Source organism: Oscillospiraceae bacterium NTUH-002-81, assembly GCA_032620915.1.
GTDB lineage: Bacteria > Bacillota > Clostridia > Lachnospirales > Lachnospiraceae > JAGTTR01.
In genome coordinates this window covers 1,797,070-1,808,802 of the sequence record CP136052.1, presented here as the reverse complement: position 1 = coordinate 1,808,802, position 11,733 = coordinate 1,797,070, and the positions used below count along the sequence as shown (strand labels likewise).

Below are 11,733 nucleotides of genomic sequence, written 5' to 3'. Positions count from 1 at the left end.
ACACCTCAATTTCTGCGATGGTTTTATCAATCTCATCACACTTTACTCGTCCTGTGCATTTTTGTCCTGTGCATTTTCTATATGCAACCTTGGATGCTGCATATAGAATATCTCCTTCTGCTGCTCAATCTCTGCACGCAGCCGTTCCTTAGTCGGCAAATAAGTAAGATATTTTGACATAAACAATCTGTCATTATCATGCAATACTGAATATCTTGCAATGTCCTCATCTGTTTCCGAACACAGAAGAATTCCTAATGTAGGATTGTCTCCTTCCTGACACTTAAGTTCATCATACATACGAACATACATATCAATCTGCCCTACATCCTGATGTGTAATCTTTCCCATTTTCAGATCTATAAGCACATAGCACTTTAACTCAATATTGTAAAATACCAGATCAATAAAATAATCCTGCGTTTCCGTCACAATGTGCTGCTGTCTTGCCACAAACGCAAATCCTTTTCCCATTTCCATTAGAAAATCTCTTATATGTGTCAAAATAGCTGACTCTAAATCATTTTCAAGATAAGAATCTTCATTTTTTGAAGCCTAAAAATTCCGCAATAATCGGATTTTTTAAAAGTTCAAATTTATTCTTCTGACTCTCTTTTGTTTTTTCCTTCATTTCAGCAATCACATTTTCTTTTTTCGGTGATTGCAGTAACCGGTAATAATATTGTGTGCCAATATTTCTGTCCAGTGTTCTGGAACTCCATCCTTCTTTTGAAGCCTCGTTCATATACCACAAACGTGCATTTTCATCGGTTACCCGAAGAAGACATCGAAAATGAGTCCAGTTCAAATTGTGAACGCATGCGTTCACAATTTGAACATCTGGAAATGCAAAATAAAATTTACGAAAATATTGCAAATTTCTTTTTGAATAGCTTTTTCCATACTCTCCGGTCAATTCCGCCGACAGCGTATCCAATAAAGCTTTTCCATACTCTGCTCGTTCCTCCCCCTTCTGCTCCTGTTCTACAATCCGCTTTCCAATCTGCCAATAGGTGAGCACCATCGCTTTATTTGCAGCCTGATAAGCATACTGTTGTCCCGATACAATAATTTGTTTAATATCTATGACAACATCCTGATATTCCATCATCTCTTGACCTTTTTTCATGAATCTCCCTCAATTTCTGCGATGATTTTATCAATCTCATCACGGAGTACCTGTTCACGAGCAACAATTTCTTTGATTTCCGCGTTCAGCTTTACAATATCAATTTTTTCTCTGGTATCTTCAGCTTCCACATAGGTAGACACGGACAAATTGTAATCATTTTCAGACACTTCCTCATAACTCGCCAGATGTGCAAAATGCTTGATTTCTTCCCTCTTTGTAAATACGTCCACAATCCGCTCTATATTCTCCGGCGTCAGCTTATTATTGTTGGTAACCTTCACGCACTCGCCTGTAGCATCAATAAACAACGTTTTATTATCTGTCTTGTTCTTTTTCATTACCATGATACAAGTTGCAATGGAAGTGCCAAAGAACAGATTACTCGGCAACTGAATAATACACTCCACATAGTTATTGTCCACCAGATATTTACGGATTTTCTGCTCTGCACCGCCACGGTACATGATTCCCGGAAAACATACAATGGCAGCAGTTCCGTTAGACGCAAGCCATGACAGGCTATGCATGATAAACGCCATATCTGCTTTACTCTTTGGAGCAAGAACCCCTGCGGGAGCAAACCGGGGATCATTGATGAGCAGTGGATTTTCGTCTCCCGCCCATTTGATAGAATATGGTGGATTAGACACAATCAGTTCAAACGGCTCATCGTCCCAGTGCTGCGGACTGAGTAACGTATCTTCGCAGGCAATATTAAATTTGTTAAATCCTATATCATGCAGGAACATATTAATCCGACACAGGTTATAGGTTGTGATGTTGATCTCCTGCCCGTAAAATCCATTTCGAATAGCATCTTTCCCCAAAATTTTCTCAGCTTTCAAAAGCAGCGAACCTGAACCACATGCCGGATCGTATACTTTATTGATTTCTGTTTTCCCAACAGTTCCAAGTCGCGTGAGCAGTTCAGACACATCTGCAGGGGTAAAGAATTCTCCCCCAGATTTTCCTGCATTTGACGCATACATCGTCATAAGATACTCATACGCATCACCAAAGGCATCTATGGAATGATCTTTTACATCCCCAAGATTCATTTCTCCTACGCCATTCAGCAGTTTTACAAGTTTCTCATTGCGCTTTGCAACTGTAGCACCCAGTTTATTGCTGTTTACATCATAGTCATCAAACAAACCTGCAAAATCATTCTCCGCTTCGCTGCCCTTTGCAGATTCCTCAATGTGACGGAATACACGTTCCAGTGTTTCATTTAAGTTTTCATCATTCACTGCATTGGCACGGACATTGCAAAAAAGTTCACTTGGAAGGATAAAAAATCCTTTTTCTTCTACCAACCCCGCTCTTGCTTCTTCCGCATCTTCATCCGGCATTTCTGCAAAGTTAAAATCGGTATTGCCTGCATTAATCTCCCCACTGTTTATGTAATTACACAGGTTTTCAGAAATATATCGATAAAACATCGTACCTAAAACATAATTTTTGAAGTCCCAGCCATCGACTGCTCCGCGCAATTCATCTGCGATCGCCCATATGGCACGATGCAGTTCATCCCGCTCCTGTTCCTTTTTGGTATCCACCATTCTCTCTTCCTCCATTATTTTTTGTATATCATTACAAATACTATTTCAATCATCCAATTTCCGGTTGGATAACATTAAAACTAAAGTTTCCCCCCGATTTGTAGATTGTAATGAATCATTTCTCAACTAACCTGGCAAGAGCCTTCTGTTTGAACTATTTGAAAGTTTCTAATAGCTGATGCCCCTATCAGCCTCCATCCGATACACTCTCCTCCTAACGAACCAGAAGCAGATGACCTGCATGACAATGGTGGCGATCCAGGACGCCGGATAGGACACGAACAGAAACGCCAGTGTCTGGTGCGCGGGAAACAGGCCATAGATCCAGAGGATGCGCACGCCCACCGTACCGATGATGGAGAGCACCATGGGCACAGCGGAATATCCCATGCCCCGCAGCGCCCCGGGGAAGAGATCCATGAGGCCACACAGGAAATAGGAAAAGGTGGTGTAGGTCAGGACCTCCATGCCGCAGGCAATGACGTCCTCCTGGGTGCTGTAAATGCGCAGGATCTTCGGCCCCAGCAGATAGACGCTGCCGCCCAGAACGAGGGTGACTGCGACGGAAAGGATGATGCAGTCGATGAGCACCCGATCCATGCGCTTGAATTTTTTCACGCCATAGTTCTGGCTGGTGAAGCTCATGCACGCCTGGGTGAAGGAATTCACGGAAACGTACAGGAAGCCGAAAATGTTGTTGGCTGCCGTATAGCCCGCCATGGCAATGGAGCCGAAGGAGTTTACCGACGACTGGAGCAGCACATTGGACAGGTTGATGACGGTGCTCTGGATCCCGGCGGGCACCCCCACCTCAAAGATCCGTTTCAGATAGCACCACTGGATACGCAGTCTGGAAACCCGCAGCTGATAGCTGCTGTCCGTCCGGTACAGGCAGGAAAGCACCAGCACGCAGGAAATGGCCTGAGAAATGACGGTGGCAATGCCGACCCCCGCCACATCCAGCTGAAAGGCGACCACCAGAAATACATTCAATGCCGCATTGACCACACCGGAGATGACGAGGAAAAACAGCGGCCGCTTCGTATCTCCCACTGCCCGCAGGATGGCTGCGCCATAGTTGTACAGCATGAAAAACGGCATGCCGCAGAAATAAATGCGCATATACAGGGCAGATTTGCCGATGACGTCCTCCGGCGTTCCCATCAGCTCCAGCGCGCCTCTTGCAAACACCACGCCCACAACGGCCATGACGATACCGCTGACCAGCGCCATGGCGATGGCGGTATGTACCGTCTCCGACATTTCTTTCGCCTTGCCTGCCGCATAATACCGGGCAGCCAGCACATTGGCTCCCAGAGAAATGCCGATGAACAGATTGGTGAACACGTTGATCAGCGCGGTGGTGGAGCCCACTGCCGCCAGTGCCCCGCTGCCGCTGAACCGCCCCACCACGATAATGTCCACCGCATTGAACATGAGCTGCAGGATGCCGGACAGCATCAGCGGCAGCGCAAAGGAAACCAGCTTGTCCATAATGGTGCCGCTGCACATATCAATCTCGTATTTATTGTTCTTCAAATGGATTCTTCCCCTCTTTCCATGATTCCTTTTATTTTAACACAAATTTCACTTTTATGGCGTTTTCCGCTATTGATTTTTTCCATGGAAAAGACTACACTTTGTGTGAAAAAAATGAGAACCTGCCCTGCAGGATTTTTCTCTTCCGGAGGAATGACTATGACCCAATCACATACCAATCAGGAAAAATATCGCCGGTTCCGTATCCGGACAGAAAACACCGCCATTCTCCTTCTGGCCGTCTTTTCCCTGTTCCTTTTTGTGCTTACATTTTTCCCGTTATCCAGGCTTTCTCAGCATATGCAGGCTTCCATTGAAATGGGACGGATGGTACAGCGTGCCTTTTCCATGATTCTGTTTTTTCTTTCCGTCCAGTTATGGAAACGGAAACACAATGCCTGGTTTTTTGCCATGGGAATCTTTGTCCTGAATTTTCTGCGCGGCCTTGTCGGCATGGGACACCCGCTGCACAATGGCCTGATGATCTTTGACCTGCTCCTGTTTCTTTTGTTTTTTGCTCTGCGCAAAGATTTCTGCTACCCTGCCGGACGGGGCAACCGCAGACAGACATTTCTGTTTGTTCTCCTGGCTATGGCCGGTGTTCTTGGCAATGTGGGGATCACCTGGCATTATATGCGCCTTGCTGCCTCCGGCAATGCATCCGTCTCCCTGACGGACAGCTTCGGACAGGGAATCGGCATGATCTTCGGCATGTGGGATCTGCCATCCCCGGCAACCGGTCAGCACAGCGCCCAGCTGGTTCTGTTCTGGTTCAGCTGGATCTGCATTCTTGCCGCCATCGTCTGTGCCCTGCGTCCCTGGCTGCAGAAACAGGCCCATGGGGTGCAGGAACTCCAGCATGCCAGAACACTGCTGAATCTGTACAGCCAGAATCCCTGTTCCTATCTGACGCTGGAAGATGACAAATGTCTGTATTTCGGGCGCAGTGTGGATGGCGTCATCCCTTATGGAACCGTGGGCAATACCATTATCGTAAACGGAGATCCCGTGTGCAGAGAGGAAGATTTTCCGGCACTTCTGACGGAATTCCGGGAATTTTGCCAGAACAGTGCCCACAATCTGTTCTTTCTCGGCCTGACGGATCATTTCCTTGCCGAATATGAAAAGCAGGGCTTTGGTTTTGTCAAAAGCGGAGAAGAAGCCCGTTTTTCCCTAGCAGATTATGAGATCAGCGGCAAAAAAGGGGCCAAGATGCGGATGAACATCAATCATGCAACCAAAGCCGGTGTCACCGTCCACGAATATCGGGTACTGGAAAAACGGGACACCGCTCTGGAGCAGGAGTTTAACCGGATCACAGCGGAATGGCTGTCAGAGAAAAAGAGCGGCCTTCTGCAATTTACCATGGGAACCGTCGGCCTTGACAATCCCATGGATAAACGGTACTTCTACGCATGCAATGCCGACGAAAAGATGGTGGCTTTTATCGTTTTTGTCCCGTTTCTTGGCAAAAACGGCTACATGGCGGATGTGACGAGACACGGAAAAGACGCCCCCAGCGGCGTGATGGAAACGATCATCTACGAGGCCTTTCAGGTATTCAAAGCAGAAGGGGTCGGTTACGGCAGCCTCGGCGTGGCACCGCTGGCCGGTCTGGATGCCCGGAGTAAGAATCCCGTGGAGCGCCTGCTCCAGTTCGTCTATGACCATCTGAACGCCTGCTATGGATTCCGGGATCTTTACCGGGCGAAGGAAAAATACAGCCCCACACAGTGGGTGCCTTCCTATTACGCTTACCTGCCCAAATATCCCACGCCCGGCATGTTTTACGCTACTGTTGAAATCCAGAACCCTCACGGCATTCGCGGCTACATCGTATCATTTTTCAAAGGGGAGCTGCAGAGATGGAAAAAGTGACAAGCAGAAAAGGCGTGGCAGACACGCCGGAAGCATGGATCTATTACAAAGAAAGCGGGCACGGCACGCCGATCCTTATGCTGCATGGCAATGCACAGACCCATCTGGTCTTTTCTTATTACGAGAAACAGCTGTCCCGCAAATATCGGGTGGTCCTGATGGACAGCCGTGCCCACGGCCATTCACAGATCAAACCCTTCTGCGCCCGGAAAGAATTTACCACCGCAGATATGGCCAGGGATGCTGCCGCCCTTCTGGACAGCCTGCATATAGATGCCTGCATCCTTCTGGGGTTCAGTGACGGCGCCAATATCGCTCTGGAATTCGCCTCCCTTTTTCCCGTCACGGACGATCGCCGTCATTGCAGTCAGCGGGAACAGTGCCCCGGATGGGCTGCTGCTTCCCGTTCGCCTGTTCTTCCGGGCCAAATACCGCATTTGCCGGGCGGCGGCAAATCAAAGCTTACCCATTTTTCATCGGCCTTTTCCGGGCAGCTTCTTCCGGCACCGGCAGCAGCTTACCGCGCTCCTCTGCCATTCCCCGCAGATCACAGAAGAACAGCTGCAGGCCATCCAGGCACCGGTACTTCTCATTGCCGGAACCCGGGATCTTGTGAAGGTTTCTCACTCCCGGTACATGGCACGGCAGATTCCGCGGGCACAGCTGCTCCTGGTCAAAGGCGGCACACACACATCCATGTTTGTGCACAAATCCTTTTATCTGCGGGTGATCCGACATTTTTTGCAGACAATATAAAATGGTTACCATCCCTTCCAGCCTTTTGCCGCTGTCCTGGACGATAACCATTCTCTGTATACACATATTTTTTTGATCGGAAATCCTACTCTCCCAGATATGCCTTTTTCACAGACTCATCATTCATGAGTTCATCCGCTTTGCCTTCCAGGGAAATCGTTCCTGTCTCCAGCACGTATGCGCGATCTGCGATAGACAGTGCCTTCTTTGCATTCTGCTCTACGAGCAGGACAGTCGTTCCCGAAGCGCTGATGCTCTGGATGATATCAAAAATCTCATTCACATAGATGGGAGAAAGTCCCATGGACGGCTCATCCATGAGGATGATGTCCGGATGAGACATGAGCGCTCTTCCCATGGCAAGCATCTGCTGCTCGCCGCCGGACAGTGTACCGGCCAGCTGGCCTTTCCGCTCCTCCAGACGCGGGAACCGCTCGTACACCTTTTTCAGTGTCTCTGCGATCTCGTTCTTGTCTTTTCTCGTATAGGCACCCAGCTTCAGGTTCTCTAGTACCGTCAGGTCTGCGAACACTCTTCTGCCCTCCGGCACATGGGCCATACCGAGAGATACGATCTTATGTCCCGGCATCCGGGTGATATCTTTTCCTTCAAACTCGATCTTTCCGGCTTTCGGTGCGATCAGGCCCGTGATGGTATGAAGGGTCGTTGTCTTTCCGGCACCATTGGCACCGATCAGTGCAACGACTTCTCCCTTATTTACCTCAAAGGAAATTCCCTTGATGGCACGGATCACGCCGTAACACACTTCCAGATCTGTCACTTTCAACATTGCCATACCAGCTGCCTCCTACTCTCCCAGATATGCGGTGATCACTCTCGGATCATTGAGAACCACCGAAGTCTCCCCGGACGCCAGCTCCGTGCCGAAATTCAGCACAGACAGACGCTCACAGATACCGGATACCAGTTTCATATCATGCTCAATCAAAAGAATCGTAATTCCGAATTTGTCCCGGATGAGCTGAATGGTTTTCATCAGATCAGCGGTCTCATTTGGGTTCATACCTGCGGCAGGCTCATCAAGCAGCAAAAGCTTTGGCTCTGTTGCCAGTGCTCTGGCGATCTCCAGCTCCCGCTGTTTTCCGTAGGGAAGGTTGGATGCATACGTGTTCGCATATTTTTCCAGTCCAAACACCTGCAGAATTTCCATGGCTTTCTCATTCATGAGCTTTTCCTTCTTGTAATAAGAAGGGAAACGAAATATGCTGGCAGCCAGGGAATAAGACATGTCCTTGTCATTATAAAGGGCTGATTTGACATTATCCAGCACAGAAAGCTTGGCAAACAGGCGAATATTCTGGAAGGTTCTGGCAACACCGCTCTTACAGATATCTGCCGGCGCTTTTCCCACCAGATTCTCTCCATCCAGGACGATGCAGCCTGAATCCGGCTGATATACACCGGTCAGCAGGTTAAAAACCGTCGTCTTTCCGGCACCGTTGGGGCCGATGAGGCCATACAGCTGCCCTTTCTCAATAGAAATATTAAAATTATCAACGGCCTTCAATCCGCCAAAGGAAATACTTAAATTTTTTACACTCAACAATTCCATGCCTACTCACCCGCCTTCTCTTTGTTACCGGAGAATCTCTCCAGGAGACGTTCCTTCAGTCCGGACTGGTTGAACAGCATCATCGCAATCAGGACGATGGAATACAGGAGCATACGCAGATTATCTGCGCCGCGCAGCATCTCCGGCAGAATCGTCAGGACAACTGCTGCAATGATGGAACCGCGGATACTGCCCATGCCGCCCAGAACGACGATAACGAGAATCTCAATGGATTTGTTATAGTCGAAGGTCGTGGGCTTGATGATACCGACGTTATGTGCATAAAGGACACCGGCCACGCCTGCAAAAAATGCAGACACCACAAATGCCATAATCTTGAAGCGGCTCACATGAACACCGATAGATTCTGCCGCAATATAATTGTCACGGACAGAGCATACAGCGCGGCCATGGCGGCTGTCCACAATATTCGAAATCACAAGGATCGTGATCACTGTCACGATAAATACCAGCGTATAATGCTGATAGTTGGAAAGCAGCGGGATCTTGGAAAGTCCCTTGGGACCGTTGGTGAATTTCAGCGCATTCAGGATGGATTTGATGATCTCACCAAATGCCAGCGTTACGATGGCCAGATAATCCCCCTGCAGACGAAGCACCGGTACCCCGATGAGGAAACCGAAGATCGCTGCAACGACACCGCCGATGAGCATTGCCACAATGATGGAAGGAAGATCTCCCATGTCTGTGTTCAGCGTAAATAACGCACCTGCATAGGCGCCCAGCGACATAAAGCCCGCATGACCCAGGGAAAGCTCTCCCAGAAAGCCGGTGACCAGATTCAGCGATACCGCCAGCATAATGTTGACACCGATGGGCACGATCAGAGAAGTATACTGCCTATTCAACACACCGCCCTTGATCAGAAATGTGACCAGTGCATAGGCGAGGACAATTACCAGGATTCTTCCTATGATTTTCTTATTGACCTTCATATTCAACACCTACACTTTCACATTTTTACGCTTGCCCAGAAGTCCCGAAGGCTTCACCAGCAATACCACAACAAGGACACCGAACACGATCGCATCGGACAGCTCTGTGGATATATATGCTTTGCCAAGGCTCTCGATGACGCCCAGAAGGATACCGCCCAGCATAGCACCCGGCACACTGCCGATGCCGCCCAGTACCGCCGCAACGAATGCCTTGATACCCGGAAGAGCTCCCAGTGTGGGCCGCAGCGACTGATACTGACAGATATAGAGAATACCTGCCACCGCTGCCAGCGCAGAACCAATGGCAAATGTCATGGAGATCGTCTGGTTCACGTTGATTCCCATCAGCTCCGCAGCGCCCTTGTCCTCCGATACCGCACGCATGGCACTGCCCGCTTTTGTCTTATTGATAAATAATGTCAGCAGAATCATGGAAATCAGCATAATGGCCATAGTCACCAGGGTGATACCGGAGATCGTCAGACCGCCGATCTTCACCGATGGCACTTTGATGACAGACTGGAAAGGAATCGGCGTTGCATTGAAGATCAGAAGCGCCAGATTCTGTAAAAGATAGCTCACACCGATGGCGGTGATGAGCACGGCCAGCGGCGGCGCTTTCCGAAGCGGCTTGTAGGCAACCTTTTCCACCGTAATGCCCAGTACCGCACACACGGCAATGGTGATCAGGACCGCCGGGATCACCGGGACATGCAGGGTCAGCACCGCGACATACAGTGCATAGGCGCCAACCATAATGATATCTCCATGTGCAAAGTTGATCATCTTCGCAATACCGTATACCATCGTATAACCGAGAGCGATCAGTGCATAAATACTGCCTGTACTCAACCCGTTGATTAACTGTTCCAATAAGTTTTTCATATGAATGTCTCACTCTCCTTCACAGCGCGGCGACGCGCCGGTGTTATACGATAAAGGAGAGAATCCCCCTCAGAAGATACTCGCCAGAATCAAGGAAGAGGGACGGAAAGGAGCTTCCTTTCCGTCCCCCAATACCGTCAAAAGTAAAGAATACCGCTTATTCTACTGCCGTATAAGCACCGTCTACGATCTTAACAAACTTGGCACCCTTCTCAGGCTCACCATCTGCATTAAATGTAACTGTTCCGGTCACGCCTTCAACGTTGATCTCTGTCATCGCTGCGATCAGGTCTGCGCTCTCGATAGAACCCGCCTGCTCCATAGCTGCCTTGATCACATATACAGTATCATACCCATCTGCTGCAAACTGGTCAGGGGTTGCATTGTAAGCTGCCTCATATGCAGATACGAAATCCGTAACAGCCGGGTCAGTTGCCAGGAACGGGCTTAAGAACACTGCACCCTCTACGGTGCTGGGATCTGTCACAGTACCCAGTACGCCGTCCCAGCCGTCACTTCCTACGAAGGGAAGCTCGATACCGAGATCCTTGGCCTGCTGTGTGATGTAGGTAGCATCCTGATAGTATGCCGGTACAACGATCACCTCAGCATCTGTGGACTTGATGGAAGTCAGCTGTGTCTTGAAGTCTACATCGTCAGTAACGAAGGACTCTTTGGCAACGATCTCTGCTCCCTTTGCTTCTGCCTCTTCAACGAAAGCATCTGTGATGCCTGTGCTGTACTCATCTGCATTGTTGTAGATGATGGCAACCTTGGTCAGGCCAAGGGTGTCGGTCACATAATCAGCGAGGGTAACACCCTGCAGCGGATCTGTGAAGCAAAGGCGAAATGCATTGTCATACTCCGTGCAGCCTGCTGCAGAACCGGACGGGGTGATCTGCAGGATACCGTCTGCCTGTGTCTGGTCGATGACAGCCAGGCACGCACCACTGGTTACGCAGCCAAGCAGTGCATTGATACCGGAATCCATCAGGGAATTGTAAGCGGTGATAACCTTATCCTCGGATGCCTCGTCATCTGCAAAGTTCAGTGCCAGTGTGTAGGTCTTGTCTCCAACCTGTACGCCGCCTGCCGCATTGATCTCATCAATGGCAACCTCAGCGCCCTGCTTTACGGAGATTCCGTAAGAAGCTGCAGCACCGGTCAGAGGTCCCAGACCGCCGATCACGAACACATCACCATCTGTAGAAGTACCAGCCGCATCTGTGGCTGTCTCGTTCTCCTGTTTGCTGCTGTCAGCTGCGGCACTGTCATCTGCGCTGCTTCCGCATGCGGTCAGACCAACGGTCATGGCAGCGATCAGCATAAGACTTACTGCTTTTTTCATAACATATCCTCCTTTTTCTTTCATGCATGGGAGGGAAATACAATGGGCCTGCAGATAACTGCAGGCTCTCGACTCCTTTGCCCTCTATCCATTTGCCACTT

Annotated in this window: 10 protein-coding genes and 1 pseudogene; 1 reads left to right on the top strand and 10 read right to left on the bottom strand. The window is 49.2% G+C overall.

The features are described 5' to 3' along the window. Positions 1–42 precede the first annotated feature (42 nt). From RJD28_08710 to RJD28_08700, 3 genes and pseudogenes are all read right to left on the bottom strand, one after another. Positions 43–1,111 (bottom strand): annotated as a pseudogene (locus tag RJD28_08710) (PDDEXK nuclease domain-containing protein). A gap of 14 nt (positions 1,112–1,125) precedes the next feature. Then, entirely contained in the window at positions 1,126–2,694 is a 1,569-nt protein-coding gene (locus RJD28_08705) for a type I restriction-modification system subunit M (protein WNV59521.1), read from the bottom strand. 168 nt (positions 2,695–2,862) lie between these two features. Then, positions 2,863–4,206, bottom strand: a complete 1,344-nt coding sequence (locus RJD28_08700) for an MATE family efflux transporter (protein ID WNV59585.1) — start codon at positions 4,204–4,206, stop codon at positions 2,863–2,865. Positions 4,207–4,392: 186 nt separating this feature from the next. Here RJD28_08700 and RJD28_08695 point away from each other — a divergent pair, with 186 nt between their 5' ends. Then, positions 4,393–6,111: a DUF2156 domain-containing protein gene (locus tag RJD28_08695; protein ID WNV59520.1), complete on the top strand. Its 1,719-nt coding sequence runs from the start codon at positions 4,393–4,395 to the stop codon at positions 6,109–6,111. Between the two features lie 182 nt (positions 6,112–6,293). On the opposite strand, the gene RJD28_08690 is transcribed toward RJD28_08695, so the two are convergent. The 7 genes from RJD28_08690 to RJD28_08660 form a co-directional block, all read right to left on the bottom strand. Next, positions 6,294–6,539 carry a hypothetical protein gene (locus tag RJD28_08690; protein ID WNV59519.1) on the bottom strand — a complete coding sequence of 82 codons (246 nt, stop codon included), beginning with the start codon at positions 6,537–6,539 and terminating at the stop codon, positions 6,294–6,296. Positions 6,540–6,573: 34 nt separating this feature from the next. Beyond that, positions 6,574–6,879, bottom strand: a complete 306-nt coding sequence (locus RJD28_08685) for a hypothetical protein (protein ID WNV59518.1) — start codon at positions 6,877–6,879, stop codon at positions 6,574–6,576. Positions 6,880–6,952: 73 nt separating this feature from the next. Beyond that, on the bottom strand, positions 6,953–7,663 hold the full coding sequence (locus tag RJD28_08680; GenBank protein WNV59517.1) for an ABC transporter ATP-binding protein: 711 nt from the start codon (positions 7,661–7,663) through the stop codon (positions 6,953–6,955). A gap of 12 nt (positions 7,664–7,675) precedes the next feature. Beyond that, positions 7,676–8,440 carry an ABC transporter ATP-binding protein gene (locus tag RJD28_08675; protein WNV59516.1) on the bottom strand — a complete coding sequence of 255 codons (765 nt, stop codon included), beginning with the start codon at positions 8,438–8,440 and terminating at the stop codon, positions 7,676–7,678. Positions 8,441–8,442: 2 nt separating this feature from the next. Continuing rightward, positions 8,443–9,396 carry a branched-chain amino acid ABC transporter permease gene (locus RJD28_08670; protein WNV59515.1) on the bottom strand — a complete coding sequence of 318 codons (954 nt, stop codon included), beginning with the start codon at positions 9,394–9,396 and terminating at the stop codon, positions 8,443–8,445. Between the two features lie 9 nt (positions 9,397–9,405). After that, entirely contained in the window at positions 9,406–10,284 is an 879-nt protein-coding gene (locus tag RJD28_08665; GenBank protein ID WNV59514.1) for a branched-chain amino acid ABC transporter permease, read from the bottom strand. A gap of 157 nt (positions 10,285–10,441) precedes the next feature. Then, complete coding sequence (locus tag RJD28_08660) at positions 10,442–11,632, bottom strand: ABC transporter substrate-binding protein (GenBank protein WNV59513.1); 1,191 nt, start codon at positions 11,630–11,632, stop codon at positions 10,442–10,444. Positions 11,633–11,733 lie beyond the last annotated feature (101 nt).

Coding starts and splice junctions, on each gene's coding strand:
- RJD28_08680 (WNV59517.1), bottom strand. CDS start 7,663: ATGGCAATGTTGAAAGTGACAGATCTGGAAGTGTGTTACGGCGTGATC.
- RJD28_08695 (WNV59520.1), top strand. CDS start 4,393: ATGACCCAATCACATACCAATCAGGAAAAATATCGCCGGTTCCGTATC.
- RJD28_08705 (WNV59521.1), bottom strand. CDS start 2,694: ATGGTGGATACCAAAAAGGAACAGGAGCGGGATGAACTGCATCGTGCC.
- RJD28_08665 (WNV59514.1), bottom strand. CDS start 10,284: ATGAAAAACTTATTGGAACAGTTAATCAACGGGTTGAGTACAGGCAGT.
- RJD28_08675 (WNV59516.1), bottom strand. CDS start 8,440: ATGGAATTGTTGAGTGTAAAAAATTTAAGTATTTCCTTTGGCGGATTG.
- RJD28_08660 (WNV59513.1), bottom strand. CDS start 11,632: ATGAAAAAAGCAGTAAGTCTTATGCTGATCGCTGCCATGACCGTTGGT.
- RJD28_08685 (WNV59518.1), bottom strand. CDS start 6,879: ATGGTAACCATTTTATATTGTCTGCAAAAAATGTCGGATCACCCGCAG.
- RJD28_08670 (WNV59515.1), bottom strand. CDS start 9,396: ATGAAGGTCAATAAGAAAATCATAGGAAGAATCCTGGTAATTGTCCTC.
- RJD28_08700 (WNV59585.1), bottom strand. CDS start 4,206: ATGTGCAGCGGCACCATTATGGACAAGCTGGTTTCCTTTGCGCTGCCG.